13 protein-coding genes and 6 pseudogenes are annotated in these 17,630 nt (G+C 42.5%); 10 read left to right on the plus strand and 9 right to left on the minus strand.

Annotation, left to right across the window (positions count from 1 at the left end; translation table 11 throughout):
* Positions 1-32: 32 nt before the first annotated feature.
* From N4T56_RS11220 to trmJ, 4 genes and pseudogenes are all read right to left on the minus strand, one after another.
* Positions 33-1,246: pseudogene (locus N4T56_RS11220) on the minus strand (IscS subfamily cysteine desulfurase).
* 79 nt (positions 1,247-1,325) lie between these two features.
* On the minus strand, positions 1,326-1,787 hold the full coding sequence (iscR, locus tag N4T56_RS11225; protein ID WP_261734805.1) for a Fe-S cluster assembly transcriptional regulator IscR: 462 nt from the start codon (positions 1,785-1,787) through the stop codon (positions 1,326-1,328).
* 231 nt (positions 1,788-2,018) lie between these two features.
* Positions 2,019-2,840 (minus strand): serine O-acetyltransferase, encoded by an 822-nt coding sequence (gene cysE / locus N4T56_RS11230; protein ID WP_261734806.1) that lies wholly within the window; start codon positions 2,838-2,840, stop codon positions 2,019-2,021.
* 39 nt (positions 2,841-2,879) lie between these two features.
* Positions 2,880-3,581 (minus strand): annotated as a pseudogene (gene trmJ / locus N4T56_RS11235) (tRNA (cytosine(32)/uridine(32)-2'-O)-methyltransferase TrmJ); the annotation flags it as partial.
* Between the two features lie 149 nt (positions 3,582-3,730).
* On the opposite strand from trmJ, the pseudogene suhB reads away from it, so the two are divergent.
* From suhB to N4T56_RS11280, 9 genes and pseudogenes are all read left to right on the plus strand, one after another.
* Positions 3,731-4,533, plus strand: a pseudogene (suhB, locus tag N4T56_RS11240) (inositol-1-monophosphatase).
* Between the two features lie 161 nt (positions 4,534-4,694).
* Positions 4,695-5,105, plus strand: coding sequence for a phosphate-starvation-inducible protein PsiE (locus tag N4T56_RS11245; RefSeq protein ID WP_261733282.1), 411 nt, complete (start codon positions 4,695-4,697; stop codon positions 5,103-5,105).
* A 183-nt stretch (positions 5,106-5,288) separates the two neighbouring features.
* A complete protein-coding gene (locus N4T56_RS11250; RefSeq protein WP_261733283.1) occupies positions 5,289-5,591 on the plus strand; it encodes a PilZ domain-containing protein in 303 nt (100 codons plus the stop codon).
* Positions 5,592-5,691: 100 nt separating this feature from the next.
* Positions 5,692-6,360: an AAA family ATPase gene (locus N4T56_RS11255; protein WP_188920090.1), complete on the plus strand. Its 669-nt coding sequence runs from the start codon at positions 5,692-5,694 to the stop codon at positions 6,358-6,360.
* Positions 6,347-6,691, plus strand: a complete 345-nt coding sequence (locus N4T56_RS11260) for a replication protein RepA (RefSeq protein WP_261733284.1) — start codon at positions 6,347-6,349, stop codon at positions 6,689-6,691. The genes N4T56_RS11255 and N4T56_RS11260 overlap by 14 nt, the downstream gene beginning before the upstream one ends.
* A gap of 103 nt (positions 6,692-6,794) precedes the next feature.
* Entirely contained in the window at positions 6,795-8,471 is a 1,677-nt protein-coding gene (locus tag N4T56_RS11265) for a sensor histidine kinase (RefSeq protein ID WP_261733285.1), read from the plus strand.
* A complete protein-coding gene (gene btsR / locus N4T56_RS11270) occupies positions 8,468-9,178 on the plus strand; it encodes a two-component system response regulator BtsR (RefSeq protein WP_261733286.1) in 711 nt (236 codons plus the stop codon). The genes N4T56_RS11265 and btsR overlap by 4 nt, the downstream gene beginning before the upstream one ends.
* 165 nt (positions 9,179-9,343) lie before the next feature.
* A pseudogene (locus N4T56_RS11275) lies at positions 9,344-10,805 on the plus strand (carbon starvation CstA family protein).
* 110 nt (positions 10,806-10,915) lie between these two features.
* The gene (locus N4T56_RS11280) at positions 10,916-11,278 is read left to right on the plus strand and encodes a VF530 family protein (protein WP_261733287.1); all 363 of its coding nucleotides are present in this window, start codon (positions 10,916-10,918) and stop codon (positions 11,276-11,278) included.
* Between the two features lie 74 nt (positions 11,279-11,352).
* Here the strand turns inward: N4T56_RS11280 and N4T56_RS11285 are convergent, their stop codons facing one another.
* Genes N4T56_RS11285 through N4T56_RS11295 form a run of 3 tightly spaced genes read right to left on the minus strand, consistent with a single transcriptional unit; the run spans position 11,353 to position 13,302 of the window.
* Complete coding sequence (locus N4T56_RS11285) at positions 11,353-12,279, minus strand: hypothetical protein (RefSeq protein WP_261733288.1); 927 nt, start codon at positions 12,277-12,279, stop codon at positions 11,353-11,355.
* Positions 12,280-12,299: 20 nt separating this feature from the next.
* The gene (ribA, locus tag N4T56_RS11290) at positions 12,300-12,908 is read right to left on the minus strand and encodes a GTP cyclohydrolase II (protein WP_188920102.1); all 609 of its coding nucleotides are present in this window, start codon (positions 12,906-12,908) and stop codon (positions 12,300-12,302) included.
* Between the two features lie 37 nt (positions 12,909-12,945).
* The gene (locus N4T56_RS11295) at positions 12,946-13,302 is read right to left on the minus strand and encodes a YibL family ribosome-associated protein (protein ID WP_261733289.1); all 357 of its coding nucleotides are present in this window, start codon (positions 13,300-13,302) and stop codon (positions 12,946-12,948) included.
* 386 nt (positions 13,303-13,688) lie between these two features.
* On the opposite strand from N4T56_RS11295, the pseudogene N4T56_RS11300 reads away from it, so the two are divergent.
* A pseudogene (locus tag N4T56_RS11300) lies at positions 13,689-14,931 on the plus strand (NADH:flavin oxidoreductase/NADH oxidase family protein).
* Here N4T56_RS11300 and nrdG read toward each other — a convergent pair.
* Positions 14,918-15,388 carry an anaerobic ribonucleoside-triphosphate reductase-activating protein gene (gene nrdG, locus N4T56_RS11305; RefSeq protein WP_261733290.1) on the minus strand — a complete coding sequence of 157 codons (471 nt, stop codon included), beginning with the start codon at positions 15,386-15,388 and terminating at the stop codon, positions 14,918-14,920. The pseudogene N4T56_RS11300 and the gene nrdG sit on opposite strands and share 14 nt — an antisense overlap.
* Positions 15,388-17,506: pseudogene (gene nrdD, locus N4T56_RS11310) on the minus strand (anaerobic ribonucleoside-triphosphate reductase). Before nrdD ends, nrdG begins: the two are co-directional and overlap by 1 nt.
* Positions 17,507-17,630: the final 124 nt, after the last annotated feature.

Consider the following 17,630-nt stretch of genomic DNA (forward strand, 5'->3'; position numbering starts at 1 on the left):
GATATTGCTCCTAAATCTTTGTCGTTAAACGATTAATGATGTGCCCATTGAACCTGGTTCAAATCGATACCATCTTTGAACATCTCCCAAAGAGGAGACATTTCACGTAACTTATCAATAGATTCAGTTATCGTTTTAATAGCATGTTCAATTTCTTCATCGGTAGTAAAACGACCGATAGAAAAACGAATTGAGCTGTGAGCCATTTCATCGTTTAAACCTAAAGCACGTAAAACGTAGCTTGGTTCTAAACTGGCTGAGGTACAGGCTGAACCTGAAGAAACGGCTAAGTCTTTCAGTGCCATCATTAGCGATTCGCCTTCAACAAAGTTGAAGCTTACGTTAAAGATACCGCTGTAGCGCTGATCCATATCACCATTGATATAGGTTTCTTCAATATCTTTGATGCCATTCCATAATTTGTCACGTAAACGTGTAATGCGTGCACCGTCTTCAGCCATGTCTTGCTTAGCGATAGCCGCAGCCTCACCTAAACCAACAATTTGATGAGTCGCGAGAGTACCACTGCGCATACCACGCTCGTGTCCACCACCGTGCATTTGAGATTCAAGACGAATACGTGGCTTACGACGAACATATAATGCGCCGATACCTTTAGGCCATACATCTTATGACCAGAAATCGAAATTAAATCGACTTTAGTGGTTTGCACATCAATCGGTAATTTACCTGCACTTTGCGCAGCATCCATGTGGAAGAAAATACCTTTTGAACGACATAACTCACCGATGGCATCGATGTCATGTACTACGCCAATTTCGTTGTTAACATGCATGATGCTAACTAAAATGGTGTCATCACGCATGGCCGCTTCTAAACGCTCCATTGGGATGATGCCATTGGCTTCTGGTTCAAGGTAAGTGACTTCGTAACCTTCACGCTCTAACTGACGACAAGTGTCTAATGTCGCTTTATGTTCAGTTTTACTGGTGATGATGTGCTTGCCCTTTTTGTGATAAAAATGAGCAATACCTTTAATAGCAAGGTTACTGGATTCGGTCGCACCAGAAGTGAAAACGATTTCGCGGTGATCAGCATTAATTAAATCAGCAACTTGATTACGGGCGACATCAACCGCCTCTTCTGCCTGCCAACCATAACGATGTGAACGCGATGCTGGGTTACCGAACACGCCGTCCATTGTCATGTGTTGCATCATTTTTTCTGCGACACGCGGATCTACAGGGGTTGTTGCGGCATAATCTAAATAGATAGGAAGCTTCATAACACACTCCGTACTTAGCAGTCTCAGATGAGGCTACATACAACGTACAAATAATTATTTATCAATCAACATAGCTGAGTTACAAACTCACTCTATGTTCCTTTTGCATTTCGTCTTGCTTTAACGAGATAAATTGAACATCGCGTTTTTGCATCAAGCCAGCAAGCGAAATACCATCTAAAAACTCAGAAATTTGTTTACTTAAGTCGCCCCATAACGAATGGGTTAGGCAACGAGTGCCGCTTTGGCAGTTACCTTGTCCTTGACAACGAGTAGCATCGACTGATTCATCAACGGCATGCACGACCATACCGACTGAAATATCAATGGCTTCTAAACCTAAACGATAACCGCCACCGGATTCACGAACACTCGACACTAGACCATGTTTACGTAACTTTGCGAAGAGTTGTTCAAGATAAGACAAAGAAATACCTTGTCTCTCAGAAATATCGGCTAAGGGCACTGGGCCTGCAGCTGAGTGGATAGCAACATCTAACATAGCTGTCACTGCATAGCGACCTTTTGATGTAAGTTTCATAACTTGTACTGCTCCCAAAAAGTATGCAGTAATTTCATCATACCCGAGTAATTTAGTCAAGTATTAATCCTACTAAATAACTCAGGTATTAAGGTATTTGATATAACAAAAAGGTATCGGTTTTCGCCGGGCTATTTAACCTTTTTATCCGCTAAGATTCAATGCCGATAAGGTAATTAATCGCATTATCGGCTATTTTTTTGACTTGTATCTACAATGACTTAGTTATGGTTAAATACTTGGGTCAAACTTATCGATATCTTGCTTACGATGACTGGCTGCATTTCGCTCTGCTTCATCGAAGGCATCAACGGTTAATTCTGGTAACTTTTTAGTACACACCTCACCGCCCATTTGTTGAATGGACTGGCATACCTCTTGAAGTTTAGAATCCATTAAGTGCATATGATCAAGCATTTGCCCTATGGCGTTTGCCACTGGGTCGGGATTATCTGGCGATACAGCGTAAGCATCAAAGCCATACTTTTTAGCCATTTCAGTACGGCGTTCAGTTTTTTCTTTTGACTGGTTAGTGGGTGATGCTACTACTCGGCCAGGGATCCCCACCACAGTGTGATCGCTTGCCACATCTTTTACTACCACCGAGTTTGAACCGACTCGCGCACCATCGTGCATCGTTATGGGACCCAATACTTTTGCACCCGCGCCAATCACTACATTATTACCTAACGTTGGGTGACGTTTACCTGCTTGCCATGTGGTTCCACCAAGCGTCACACTGTGATAAAGCGTACAATCATCACCAATCTCTGCGGTTTCACCAATCACTACACCCATACCATGGTCGATAAAAAAGCGTCTTCCTATCGTGGCTCCAGGGTGAATTTCAACACCGGTTAACCAGCGTGAAAACGTCGATAAACAGCGCGCAGTAAAATGCCATTTTGCTAACCACAATTTGTGGCTCACTCTATGTATCCAAATAGCATGCATACCCGGATAGTTAAATAAAATCTCGAGGGTACTGTTTGCAGCAGGATCGCGATGGTAAATCGACTCGATGTCTTCTTTCATTCTAGCAATGACGGCCATGGTGTGTTCCTTACGGATTAATCTTGTTGCATTCATTTTCTTATCAACGGAACTCAAAATGCCACGAAGAATATTCATTTCAGGCGCTTCAATTCGCGCACGAGTGAATAAACGACGTAGTTTAGTCATAACTTGACCAGGATGATTTTTTATCACAAAACCGGTTTTCGATAAGGTTGACTCTAAATGCACAAAAAACCTATCAAGCTCAACAGTTAACGGATATTCTTCGGCTTCTGCTGGCGTTTCTGTCTGGGCTAAATGCGCCACACGCGTTTCATAACAGATAATCTGTACCGCTTGCGCTAAGTTGAGTGAACTGTATTCAGGGTTAGCTGGTATCGCCACATGATATGTGCATTGCTGAAGCTCTTCATTACTTAACCCATGGTTTTCACGGCCAAATACTATCGCAACTGAATCATTCAAACACTCTTGGGTCAGCTTTTGTCCGGCTTCACGCGGATCAAGCATTGGCCAATCCAAAGTACGGCTACGCGCACTAGTGGCAATAACTAAACTGCAATCTGCAATGGCATCTTGTAATGAGTCAACTCTAGTGAGATTTTTTAAGATATCTGACGCACCAGCAGCAAGCGCAATTGATTGGCCATCTGGCTCAACGCGAGGCTCAGCAAGGTATAAGTTTGATAAGCCCATGGTTTTCATCGCTCTTGCAGTAGAGCCAATATTGCCAGGATGAGACGTTCCAACTAAAACAACACGAATATTACTGAGCATGTACCACTTTCTTTCAACAAAAAATATTGCCCGCATATTAACACAGTCATTTTTATTACGTTATATGAAAATCTGCATTTGATATAATTGTTAAATTGAGTATAATGCGGGCGCTATTTTACTCGTTCTTTAACATCCAGGGGATTGCAATGCATCCGATGCTGACTATTGCCACGCGCGCTGCACGCGCTGCGGTCAAACTATTATGCGCGCCTATACTGAACTTGACCGTGTTGAGGTTAGTAGTAAAGGTATTAATGATTTTGTGACTAGTGTAGACAAGGAAGCAGAAGCAACTATTACTTATCAAATTCGTAAATCTTACCCAGATCACACTATCGTGGGCGAAGAAGACGGTGAAAACCGTGGCGACAACAAAGATTACGTTTGGATAGTTGATCCTTTGGATGGCACCAACAACTTCGTTCGTGGTATTCCTCATTTTGCGGTTTCTATCGCTGTTCAATACAAAGGCAAAATTGAAGTTGCCGTTATTTATGATCCTGTTCGTGAAGAGTTATTCTCTGCCGTTCGCGGTAAAGGCGCTAAGTTAAACGAATTCCGTTTACGAGTAACCAATGTCAATGACCTAAGCAACACCATTATTGGTACTGGCTTCCCATTCAAGGCACGTCAACACACCGAAAGCTACATGGCTATTTTAGGTGAAGTATTCCCTCAATGTGCTGATTTACGTCGTGCAGGTTCTGCTGCATTAGACCTCGCATACGTTGCTGCTGGCCGTTTAGATGGTTTCTTTGAAATCGGTTTAAAGCCATGGGACATCGCAGCAGGCGACTTAATTTGTCGTGAAGCTGGCGGTACCGTGACCGACTTTATGGGGGCTCACAATTATATGACTTCTGGTAACATTGTTGCTGGTAGCCCAAAAGTCACCACGCAGCTGGTTAAAACCATGCGTCCATTACTAAACGAAGGGTTAAAGCGCTAAGCTTATATCTCCTCGACAAAACATAATTAAAAACCGCTATTAGCATTTATGACTATTAGCGGTTTTTTTGTCTTTGAATTTGCTAAAGTTGAAGCGGATCACTGGGCAAATATTCAAAACTCGTTGATAATACAGATTCATTTGCTCAAAGAATAACAACTATGCCATTACATAAAGCTAAAGAGTTAAGCATCAAATCCTTAAAGAGCTTTGAACACTTAGTCTTGTTCATCATTGCTCTAGCCACTTTATTTGCCATTGGAGAAGAAATTCTCCACATGATTGACATTCGTACCGTTGAATTGGCAGATCTGTTATTGCTGTTTATTTATCTCGAAGTATTGGCCATGGTGGTTAACTATATTGAGTCAGGCAAGTTGCCCATCCGAATGCCACTGTACATAGCAATTGTGGCATTAGCGCGATACCTAATTTTAGACATGAAGGGTATGGAAGACTGGCGCATATTGGCCATATCATTATCCACCATTGTATTGGCGAGTACCGTGATAGTCATTCGTTGGGGGCAGATAAAAATGCCTTACCCTAAAAATCAAGATTACGACAGTTAACTGCCGAACAACAGCATCAATAATAGCCCTTAATAACGTTTTTGAGTTTACAACAAGGATAGCTTAGCGCTTGCTTAACAAAGCATTTGTGCTAACAATATGGTTAAGATAAAACATTATGCCATTTAACGTGGCAGACAATGATGCATTATTTCAGTGTTTTGATATTCAAGGAGCGACACTATGGGCCAAGAGCCAACTGGATTTGATGAAAAACGCGGTTCACTTCGAGTCGATATGGAAGCTGAGCGAGTGCGTTTGGACTGGATAAACGCCAAAGGTGAGTCTTGCCAAGACCATGGAATTTGTATCGATTTAGCCCGTAAAGGTATTTTGTTTGATTTTAAAGCGGCATTTAAGCTCGGTGACTTAGTCGCGGTGACGTTTAATGAGAATACCCCTAAGCAAAATACCATCAAAGGCCAAGTGTGCCGATGCACTGAATGTAATGCGCAAAGTTACCATATTGCACTTCAATTAATTTAAATCATTGAATATTTCATGCAGTCTTAGTGGGCTGCTCTATACTCAATAAATAGCCAGCATCAACTATTTGCAGCGTTAGTTAAGCATAGAGGACCCAAACATGATATTGCTCGTTGGTGGAGAAAAAGGCGGTAGCGGTAAAAGCTGCTTAGCCCAAAACCTTGCGGTGTATATTACCCAAAAATTTGATGCAAATGTGTTGATGGTTGATTGTGACCCACAACGCACCACATCTGATTGGATCCAAGCTCGTAACAATGACCCCAGCTTAAAAGCCATTAACTGTATTCAACTCTACGGTAAAATCCGTAATGATTTATTGAGCTTAGATGAACGCTTTGACTACGTGATTGTTGATTGTGGTGGCCAAGATAACTTAGCCATGCGAGCAGCGATGTCAGTCGCGACTTATGTGGTCATTCCATTGCGGCCTAAACGCCGTGATTTGAAAACCTTACCGCACATGGAAGACATGCTAAGCACCTGTAAAATGGTTAACCCCAAAATGGTGGCATCGATTGTTATCACCCAATGCCCTGCTCTGCCATCACAAGCTAAACGAATTTTAGAAGCTAAAGAAGTCGTACAGTCTTTTGGATTACGCGCCCTAAACTCTGTCACCTTTAGTCGTAATATCTATGATGACAGCGAAGAAAGTGGCTCTTCTGTATTAGAAATCGAATCCGATGGCAAAGCGGCCGACGAGATACGTGCCATTGCCGATGAGCTTTTTGCCATTCCGCCAGAAAACCGTTATGAGTTTAACTGATCTTAAGCGCAAGAAGCTCAAAGACACTCGTAACAAAGTGTCAGTTGATGAGTTTATTGAAGACGCCAATAACTATGCTCAAGGTAAAACAGCGGGGCAAATTCAGCCAGGACAAACCACAGCGCAGTTTCTTAAAGGGCTCGATAAAAAGAGCACTAAAATCTACCGCCATGCCACGTTTACCCTGACCGAAAAAAGTATTTCACAACTTGACGAAATAGCCAAAACCACCAAAATAGCTAAATCAAAAATCCTTAGAGTGTTGATAGATGAGTTTTATCAGCAGCAAGACACGGCTCAATTAACCATATTGAGTAAGTCGTCACGTTAACGGTGTTTCATTTCACTTAATATTATTCATGCATGCTAATTTAGCTACGCCACTTAACTTCGATTGGGGTAACTCAACCGTAATCATTACCTTGTGAGAACTCATGTCGCTGATTTTATTACTCACGCAACAAATGTGCGTGTACCTCGTTATTGTGTATTTGGTCAGTAAAACGCCGCTATTTAAGTTATTTGCCGAAAGCTCAAAACGCTTACCCCACAAAGTCTTTATTTATGTGGTGTTTTCGCTTTTTTGTATTCTGGCAACCTATTTTGGTGAACAAACCACTGGTGCTATAGCAAACACCCGAGCAATGGGCGCAGTGTTAGGCGGACTACTTGGCGGATCGGTTACCGGTTTTTTTGTAGGCTTGACCGGTGGTTTGCACCGCTACTCTATGGGCGGCTTTACCGATTTGGCGTGCGCCATCTCAACCACTCTTGAAGGCTTATCTGCCGGCTTATTTAGCTATTATTTAAAAAAACTTGGCAAAGAAGAGTCGTTATACAACCCCGCCTGGGTTTTTATGGTGACATTTGCGGCCGAGTTATTACAAATGAGCCTCATCCTGTTAATTGCCAAGCCATTCGATCAAGCTTGGGCATTGGTTTATATTATTGCGCCGCCCATGTTATTAATTAACTCTTTGGGCGCAGCCATGTTTATGAGCATAGTGCGCGACCAAAAAACCATGTTCGATAAATTGTCATCGAGTTTTTCAACCAATGCCTTAAAAATTGCCGAGCGCAGTGTCGGTATTTTATCGAAAGGATTTAATGAAGAGTCTAGCCAAAAAGTGGCACAAATTATCATTGAAGAAACTCGTGTTGGTGCTGTCGCGATTACCGACCGACACAAACTATTAGCCTTTATTGGGATTGGTGCCGACCACCATCTGCCAAATACGCCGATTTCATCAAAAATCACCCTAGACGCCATCGCTCAAAACAAAGTGATGTTTGCCGACGGCGTCGACACAACCTACGCTTGTTCCATATCAACTCAATGTAATCTTGGTTCAAGTTTAGTGATTCCCTTGCGCAGTAACGACGAAGTCGTAGGCACCATTAAACTGTATGAGCCTAAAAATAAATTGTTTCTCAACATTAACCGTACTCTGGGTGAAGGTATTGCCCGGTTGCTGTCCAATCAAATTTTATATGGCCGCTTTGAACAGCAAAAAAACTTATTGATGCAAGCTGAAATTAAATTACTCCACGCTCAAGTTAATCCACACTTTTTGTTTAATGCCTTAAACACCATTGGCGCAATTATTAGCCGTGACCCTCCTATGGCCAAAAAGCTGATTAAGCAATTGTCGCAATTTTTACGCATCAATCTCACTCGCACCACTGGCTTGGTGACCCTCGCTGATGAGCTAGAACATATCGACGCTTATCTCGCCATTGAGCACGCCCGTTTTATCGACAAACTTAAGGTGAGTATTGCTATTCCCGCCATTTATCATCATCACAAAATGCCTGCATTTACTTTGCAGCCGTTAATCGAAAATGCCGTTAAACATGGTACTTCTTTGCTGCTCGATGAAGGCGTGATAAAGGTTGAAGCCAGCACCGACGGCACAGATTTGATCCTCAGTGTTACCGACAATGCAGGCTTGTACCAACCCTCAACCAATACTGAGGGATTAGGCATGAACCTAGTCCATAAACGATTACAAAATCTTTTTGGTGAACGATATGGTATCGAGGTTCACTGCATAACAGATGAATACACTTGTGTACAAGTGCGTATTCCCCTTGAAGAGGCAACATTATGATCCGCTGTTTAATTATTGATGATGAACCCTTTGCTCGTCAGGAAGTGGCAGATTTACTCGATAAACATCCAGACTTTGACGTGTTAGGCCAATGCGGAAATGCTATCGAAGCTTTACAACAAATCAATCAACATAAGCCAGACTTAATCTTTGTTGATATTCAAATGCCGCGGATCAACGGTATGGAATTAATCGCCATGCTCAACCCAGAACAAATGCCACGGGCGGTATTTATTACCGCCTTTGATGAATACGCCGTAAAAGCGTTTGATAACAATGCATTTGATTATTTATTAAAACCGATTGATGAAAAACGCTTTAATCAAACCCTCGATAAAGTGCGCAGTGATATGACGCCGCAACCGATGGAAAACATATTACCCAACCAACTGGCTCACTTACCTTGCTACATTGGCAGTAAGCTCAAAGTGGTCACCACTGCCGATGTTGAATTTATTGTCAGTGATGTAGGCGGTATTCATGTTCACTCAAATAAAGGGGTGTCTCACACTCAGCTCACTCTTAAAGTATTAGAAGAAAAAACGTCATTATTTAGATGCCATAAACAATATCTACTCTCAGCGAATGCGATATCAGAAATTGAAATCACCGACAGCGGCGCAGAAGTCACCACCCACACTGGTGCGAAAGTGCCGGTATCACGTCGCTACCTCAAAGAATTAAAACAATTGCTGGGCTTTCAGTGATCAACTTTATGCGTGATGTACAGCACGCTTTGCTTAACGATAAAACGGATTAAGAGGGTTATTTACCGCTTACCCCATCAAATTGACCTGTTACTGAGTTTCGTCCCAATTGTTCACAGAGATACTTTAACCTTGTCTTACTATATTTATGGGGAGATATAAAAAATGACTTGGTTTCTACTCTGCGTTGGCTTACTCATCGGTGGGTATTTTATTTACGGGGCTTTTGTTGAAAAAGTATTCGGCATTAACACCCAAAGACAAACACCTGCTTTTACCCAAACGGATGGCGTCGATTACGTGCCTATGTCTAAAGGTAAAGTGTATTTAATTCAATTATTGAACATTGCCGGTGTTGGCTCTATTTTTGGCTCTATTTTAGGCGCATTATATGGCCCAGCAGCCATGTTATGGATTGTGTTTGGTTGTATTTTTGCCGGTGCAGTCCACGATTACTTCTCAGGTATGCTATCGGTGCGTAATAATGGCCAATCGGTACCTAATTTAGCCGGTAAATACTTAGGTAAAAACGCGAAACACTTTATGAATCTGTTTGCGATTATCTTACTACTGTTAGTGGGTGTGGTCTTTATTTCAGCGCCTGCAGGCTTATTAAGCAAATTAACTGGATACGATGCCGCTATCTTTGTTGGGGTCATTTTCTGCTACTACTTAATTGCGACCATAGTACCAATCGATAAAATCATCGGTCGTTTTTACCCATTCTTTGGCGCGTTATTAGTGTTTATGTCAGTGGAGCCTAACCATTGCATTAATGCTGTCATCTGAACACACCATGTTACCTGGTTTTGTTATGGGTGATTTCTTTACCAACCTTAATCCTAACGACATGCCTTTATGGCCAGCTCTGTTCATTACCATTGCATGTGGTGCAGTATCTGGGTTCCATGCAACTCAATCTCCATTAATGGCGCGTTGTGTTGAAAACGAATCAAATGGTCGCTTTGTGTTCTTTGGTGCCATGATTGGTGAAGGTGTTATTGCGTTAATCTGGTGTGCCATTGCATTATCATTCTTTGGTGGTGTTGAAGGCCTTAATGCGGGTATGGCGGGTAACCCAGCAAACGTAGTATACGAAGCATCTAACGGTTTACTTGGTGCATTTGGTGGCTTCTTAGCAATTTTGGGTGTTATCGTACTGCCGATTACTTCTGGCGACACCGCATTTCGCTCTGCACGCTTAATCTTGGCTGAGTTCTTTAACATCAAACAGGTACAGTTACCAAAACGTCTTTTGTTAGCCATTCCATTATTTGCAATCGGTGCGGTATTAACTCAAGTCGACTTCGGTATTATCTGGCGCTACTTTGGTGTCGCGAACCAAACGACTGCAGTACTGATGCTTTGGACGGCAGCGGCTTATTTACTTCGTCATAATAAGTTCCACTGGATTTGTACTGTACCAGCGATGTTTATGACCTGTGTTGTGATTAGCTTTATGCTGAACTCATCAACCTTAGGAGCTGGCTTACCCATGACAGTATCGACAGTGGCAGGTATTGTGACCACAACAATTGTTGCCGCACTGATTATCATCAAAACCAAGGGTAAAGGCGATATTGATTCAGATGATGAAGACAACATCACCTTAGCTAACGAACAATAATTTTCTCCCTCTCATGACAAACGGCAGCCTCGGCTGCCGTTTTTGCGTGGATATCACTTTCGTTGTTATACAGGTATAATAAAGGCAAACTTAATTAGCTCAAACGATCCATGACACAAGCAAACAACCCTCTTCACGGCATTAAGCTGGAAACTATCGTAACCGAACTGGTTGAAAAATATGGGTGGGAAGAATTAGCTTCTAGAATTAACATTATGTGTTTTAAAGAAAACCCAAGTGTTAAATCGAGCTTAACGTTTTTACGTAAAACGCCTTGGGCACGTGACAAAGTTGAATACTTGTACCTTAAAGCCAATAAGCTACCATTACCGCCACCTAAAGATGACTCTCGCAGAGCCGCAGCCAAACCGCAATTTGCCACTAAAAAGGCTCAGCCTGCTAAAAAATCGACTTCTGAGGGAGCGGATACTCCAACAAAACCGGTTAATGCCGACATTTGGGGAAATGGATAATACAAAAGCAAAAAGTGCTGATAATTCAGCACTTTTTTAAGTTTTCGATAACGCGGTTATAATCACCGCTCACTTTACAACGGAAACTCAAAGATTAAGCGCCACACCTTTAACCCTCCACCCACTTGATAACTCAGGCCTAAACGGTCAAATTCAACACTGTCTAACCCAATAGCAGCCAATGTTAACGGTTTTGAAAACGCCAACGTCGTTCCGACTTCGTACGTATATGACGTCAATACATCATCACCAACGGGTGTAACAAACTTTAGCTGATCAAAATACCAATGTCCGGCGACAAATAAGCGTGGTTCAACGCGAGTATCGTCCCATGTCCAATCATAATTAACACCAAAATCCACTCCGGTTTTAAACACCGAATAGCCTTCAGTGCTGTCGTTTTGATTACTCTTATAACCAGCATAATAAATACGATTAACCCATACAGGGCTATATTCAGGAGAGTTAAAACAGTATTGAGTCGACAAGCCAGTCGAAAATATCCCAACATGGCTATGGGTTGAAAAATTATGGCCGTAGCCTAAATCAACATAACTTTCGATGGTTAACTGCTCGTCCACCAGCCAATGGTATTCAATGCCTGGGGTAATGGTAATTGTCCCGACACTTTTAGGGAAGCTGCCGCCAGGCAAGTCATTAAACGAATAATCAAAAAAACCAAATGAAGCGGTTAAGCGCAGTTTTAGTCTATGCTCATCAGATTCATCTAAATCAAACCCTAACGGCACATTGACAACGGCGGCGCTTTGACCAGAAGTGCGGTAAATACCGCTGCCAAGGTAATTGGCAAACGCATAATGAGAGGCGTCAGGTTCAGAGCTGATAAGTTCATCGGCTACAGCATGATGGCTCATGCTGTTCAGACCGATAATGGCGCATATTGATAAAACCAGGCGGTTTAGCGCGGGGAAAGCAAACGTTGATTGACTCAATGGTGATAAATCGAAATGCCAAAGATGACGCTCTGGTTTCATTGCCATATGACTACTGTTCGTTTTGCTTATTCATCGTTGAAATGATGTTCAGACATCATATGACCAAGCTCAGTTGACTTGGTTTTTAAATATGACTCATTGTAACGGTTTTTGCCCACTTGTAATGGAATACGCTCAACCACTTCAATGCCCACATTTTGCATGGCCATTACTTTACGTGGGTTGTTGGTCATTAAGTTGACTTTTTCTACGCCAATTTGTTTAAGCATAGGCGCTATCATGTCATATTTACGCATGTCAGCCTCAAAGCCTAAACGCACATTGGCTTCAACCGTATTAGCACCGGCATCTTGTAACTCGTAAGCACGAATTTTATTAAGCAAGCCAATACCGCGGCCTTCTTGACGTAAATACAGTAAAAAGCCTTGGCCTTTTTCAGCAATACTTTGCATCGCAGATTGTAATTGGAAACCACAATCGCAACGCAAACTGAATAATGCATCACCCGTTAAACACTCTGAATGAATTCGGCCCAATATAGCTTGATTAGGATCAATTTGACCAAATGTCAGCGCAACATGTTCTTTACCAGTAGCGGTTTCTTCGAAACCGTGCATATCAAACACACCCCAAGGAGTGGGTAATTTAGATGTTGCGATATATTTTATCGACATGAATTAACCTTACGACAACTAACTGTAAAAGATTTAATTAAAATTTAGCTGGAGCAAAACCAGTCACTTCTGAAATGCCCATTTCACGACCTAGTGCCGTTAAAGGATGCACAACAACCAAGCCTTTAACAGACTTATTTAATTTGCCCATATCAGCTTGTTCAGCTTTCGTTAGCACGCGCTTAAACCCAAGCGTTTTTAACGCAGTACCTTCTTTACTTAACTGGCGAGTTTGCTGACCTTTAATGCTAGCAATACGCTTAGTTATAGTGGTAATTTCTTTCTTAAACTGCATGATAACCGCAGTATCACCGCGTTGTTCTGCCGCAGCGAGCTTGCGACGAAACTTGTCTAATTTATCATTTAACGTTTGCAGTTCTTGCTTTAAATTCATTTGAATACCTTAAATACTTTGGTGTGTTTAGTGAAAGGCGACTTCATTGTGCCAATACAACACCTTTTCGGACGCAGATTATATACCCAAAACCACTCAATATGCGACAACCAAACCATGGTTATCTGGGTCTTGTAACAACTTTTTCAAGTCTGTTGCATCAAGTAAGCTGTGTAAACATTCATAACGTTAATGCGATGTTACCCTGGGTATGCAATAAACTGACGTGTTGTTCGGCTTAATTATCATTTTAAATGCAATGGCCTATGCCATTTTTATCTTTGGCAACGAGTAATTGTAGCACCAAACAATATCGCTATTGTTGTTTACCTTAAAATTACTCTAGTATATCAAGCATTTCGTCACTTCATCGCAAGGTACTTTATATGGCCAACACATTATTCACCCCGTTGATTTTACCTAATGGCGCACAAATACCTAATCGCCTCGCGAAAGCTGCCATGGAAGAAAACCTTGCCAACGCAAAACAACAACCTGATAGCGCGCTATTTGCACTTTATGATGCATGGGCAAAAGGTGGCGTGGGGTTAATAATTACTGGCAATGTGATGGTTGACCGTTATGCCATGACAGGTGTCACTGGGGGCGTTGCGTTAGAGGCCGACAGTGATTTAGCGCCATTTACACAATGGAGCCAGTATTGCCAAGCAAAACAACGCCCGAGTATGGATGCAACTTAACCACCCAGGCAGACAAGTATTTAAGGCTATGGGTGGTAAAAACTTAGCGCCGTCGGCTATCGCGTTAGATTTGGGTAAACATTCGTCGATGTTTTCACAGCCTAAAGCCATGACTCATGAACAAATCAACGATGTCATTAATCGGTTTATCACCAGTGCAAGCTTAGCCCAGCAAGCAGGATTTGATGGCGTGCAGATCCACGCTGCCCACGGTTATTTATTAGCGCAATTTTTATCACCGCTTACCAATAAGCGCAGCGATGAATGGGGTGGCAGTCTTGAAAATAGAGCCAAATTACTGCTTGAGATCGTTAAGCAAGTCAGACAGCACTGCGGTGATAAATTTGATATCGCCGTTAAGCTTAATTCAGCTGACTTTCAACGTGGCGGCTTTGATATTGATGATGCCGAAAAAGTGATTTCCATGCTGGCGCAATATCAAGTTGATACGGTTGAATTATCCGGTGGCAATTACGAAGCTCCTGCCATGCAAGGTCGCAGTGCCGATGAACGTACTCTCGCCCGTGAGGCTTACTTTCTCAGTTTGACTAGCCAATTAGTAGCCAAGTCGACAATTCCATTGATGTTAACCGGCGGCATTCGGCGTAAAGCCATTGCCGAACAAGTACTCGATGCTGGTTTTGTGATGTGTGGTGTTGCCAGTGCATTGGCATTTTATCCTAACTTAGCGAATTTATGGCAAACGCAGCCAGAATTTAGCCCACAATTGCCTCGGGTGGATTGGCAAAATAAGACGCTGGCGGGATTAGCCACAATGGCAATGATTAAACGTCAATTAAGACGCATGAGCCAGGGGAAAGCGCCACAAACCAATGATTCGCCGTTGTGGTGCTTAGTGATTGACCAGTTTAAAACCAAACAACGCACAAAGCGTTATCGCCATCAGCTTGGGATCACTCACGGGTAAACCGGTGGATTATCTGATTGCTGCTTCCGCGCCACAATAGCGCGGGATCAGCGTTTTGTTGTTCAAACTTACCGTCAATCAGTACATCAACCAATGCTACAACCGCCTGTTGCGCTTCACTCAACTCTGCGAGCTGATAACCGCTCCACAACCAAATGTCTTTGTCTGGACACTCACGCTTAACCCGCTTAACTAAATGTAAAACAGTGTCGACATTAGCAGGATGCAAAGGGTCGCCACCACTTAACGACAAACCACGACGTAAAATACGAGTGTCAGTTAAATCAGCAATGATTTGGTCTTCAAGTGCTTGAGTAAATACATGGCCTGCATCAACACGCCAGGTGCTTTGGTTATAACACCCTTTACAGGCATGTTCGCAACCGCTGACAAATAATGTACAGCGGGTGCCCTCGCCATTGATAACATCAACACTTTGATAAGCACTGTAATGCATTACAAATGTTTCACTCTGCGTTTAACTTCTTCTTGTTTGCCAAAGTTAAATGGTCTTGCATCAGGGCTGCCCAAATAACCACATACACGGCGGGTAACTGACACTCTGCTGGGTTCATGGTTGCCACATTTAGGGCACACAAAACCTTTGCTGGTACAATTAAACTCACCAATAAAACCGCAATCGTAACATTCGTCAATGGGGGTGTTGGTACCGTAATAAGGCACTCGACTGTAGCTGTAATCCCACACGTTTTCTAATGCTTCAATGTTATGTTGCATATTGGGGTATTCGCCGTAGCAAATAAACCCACCATTCGCGATTGCAGGATAAGATTGTTCAAAATCAATTTTATCGAACGGATTAACTTTTTTCTCAACATCTAAATGGAAGCTGTTGGTGTAATACCCCTTGTCGGTCACGCCAGCAACAACCCCAAACTGCGCGGTATCAAGCTGGCAAAAACGACTACATAGATTTTCGCTTGGTGTGCTGTATAAGCTAAAGCCATAACCGGTTTCTTGTTTCCAGGATTCAGTAGCTTGTTTAAGTTTACTGATAATTGCCACCGCTTTATCGCGAAGTGCAGCATCATCAAACACATGTTTGTCGAGGCCATAAATAGCATTGATGGTTTCGTGCAAACCAATAAAGCCTAATGAAATCGACGCGCGACCATTTTTAAAAATTTCGCTCACATTATCATCGGCATTTAAGCGCACACCACATGCACCTTCCATATATAATATCGGCGCAACACGTGCTTTAACCCCTTCTAAACGCGCAATACGGGTATCAAGCGCTTTACGCGCGATTAATAAGCGTTGATCGAGTAACTGATAAAAACGTTGTTCATCGTTACCGGCTTCTAAGGCGATACGCGGTAAGTTTAAGCTCACTACACCCAGGTTGTTACGCCCTTCGTGGATTAATTGACCGTCTTCTTCATAGGCACCCAAAAATGAACGACACCCCATTGGTGTTTTAAATGAACCGGTCACTTTAACCACTTGGTCATAATTTAAAATATCAGGATACATGCGCATACTTGAACATGTGAGCGCCATTTTTTTAATGTCATAATTAATGTCAGCCTGTTTATGATTCACGCCATCTTTAATGCCAAACACCAATTTAGGGAACACGGCCGTTTTGCGGTTTTTACCCAGGCCTGCCATTCGTACGGTGAGCATTGACTGCTGAATTAAACGTGACTCCCACGAGGTACCTAAGCCAAAACCAAAGGTGACAAATGGCGTTTGCCCGTTTGCGGTATGTAAGGTGTTAACCTCATACTCTAAAGACTGAAACGCATCATGACACTCTTTTTCAGTTTGCGTCATCGCAAACCCTTCTTCGTCAGCCACCTGCCACTTTTTAGCAACTGCAAGGTGTTTTTGATAACTCTTTTGCACAAATTCAGCTAACACTTCATCGATACGATTGATGGTTGTGCCACCATAAATATGGCTCGCCACTTGGGCAATAATTTGCGCCGTAACGGCTGTCGCTGTCGAAATAGACTTAGGAGTGTCAATTTCAGCATTACCCATTTTAAAGCCATGTGTCAGCATGCCGGCTAAGTCAATCAACATGCAGTTAAACATCGGGAAGAAAGGCGCGTAGTCTAAATCGTGATAATGGATCTCACCCTTTTCGTGGGCGGCGACCACATCTTTAGGTAACAAATGCGTTTTAGCATAATGCTTAGCCACAATACCGGCTAGCAAGTCACGCTGAGTGGGAATCACTTTAGCGTCTTTATTGGCATTTTCGTTTAAAATGGCACTGTCGGATTGCTCTACTAAACCACGAATTGCACAATTTAATTTGCTTTGTGCTTCACGGTGTTTGTCACGGTCGTGGCGGTATTCAATATAATGACGTGCGACTGATTTAAATGAGCTAAGACATCAACAAGACTTCAACGGCATCTTGTAACTCATGAATATCAACTTGGACTTTATCAGCCATTTGCGCTTGCACAGTATCAGCCAGTTCTAACGCATATTGATGGTCTGCTTGTCCTGCAGAATCCATTGCAGCCACTACCGCATCTTTAATACGACTCGCGTCAAACGCAGTACGGCATCCGTCCCTTTTCACCACAACAAGCATACAATTCACCTTTTTCAGAATGCCGCATAAAACACCATATATCGGCGCGACAGTATCAATTAACACTATATGCTGTGTATTAGGCGCTATATCGGGATAAGCTTCTTTGATCCAGATCATAAGA

Origin of the sequence: Shewanella phaeophyticola (genome assembly GCF_025398315.1) — a bacterium.
Lineage (GTDB): Bacteria > Pseudomonadota > Gammaproteobacteria > Enterobacterales > Shewanellaceae > Shewanella > Shewanella phaeophyticola.

Coding starts and splice junctions, on each gene's coding strand:
- iscR (WP_261734805.1), bottom strand. CDS start 1,787: ATGAAACTTACATCAAAAGGTCGCTATGCAGTGACAGCTATGTTAGAT.
- cysE (WP_261734806.1), bottom strand. CDS start 2,840: ATGGCCGTCATTGCTAGAATGAAAGAAGACATCGAGTCGATTTACCAT.
- N4T56_RS11245 (WP_261733282.1), top strand. CDS start 4,695: ATGCCATTACATAAAGCTAAAGAGTTAAGCATCAAATCCTTAAAGAGC.
- N4T56_RS11250 (WP_261733283.1), top strand. CDS start 5,289: ATGGGCCAAGAGCCAACTGGATTTGATGAAAAACGCGGTTCACTTCGA.
- N4T56_RS11255 (WP_188920090.1), top strand. CDS start 5,692: ATGATATTGCTCGTTGGTGGAGAAAAAGGCGGTAGCGGTAAAAGCTGC.
- N4T56_RS11260 (WP_261733284.1), top strand. CDS start 6,347: ATGAGTTTAACTGATCTTAAGCGCAAGAAGCTCAAAGACACTCGTAAC.
- N4T56_RS11265 (WP_261733285.1), top strand. CDS start 6,795: ATGTCGCTGATTTTATTACTCACGCAACAAATGTGCGTGTACCTCGTT.
- btsR (WP_261733286.1), top strand. CDS start 8,468: ATGATCCGCTGTTTAATTATTGATGATGAACCCTTTGCTCGTCAGGAA.
- N4T56_RS11280 (WP_261733287.1), top strand. CDS start 10,916: ATGACACAAGCAAACAACCCTCTTCACGGCATTAAGCTGGAAACTATC.
- N4T56_RS11285 (WP_261733288.1), bottom strand. CDS start 12,279: ATGGCAATGAAACCAGAGCGTCATCTTTGGCATTTCGATTTATCACCA.
- ribA (WP_188920102.1), bottom strand. CDS start 12,908: ATGTCGATAAAATATATCGCAACATCTAAATTACCCACTCCTTGGGGT.
- N4T56_RS11295 (WP_261733289.1), bottom strand. CDS start 13,302: ATGAATTTAAAGCAAGAACTGCAAACGTTAAATGATAAATTAGACAAG.
- nrdG (WP_261733290.1), bottom strand. CDS start 15,388: ATGCATTACAGTGCTTATCAAAGTGTTGATGTTATCAATGGCGAGGGC.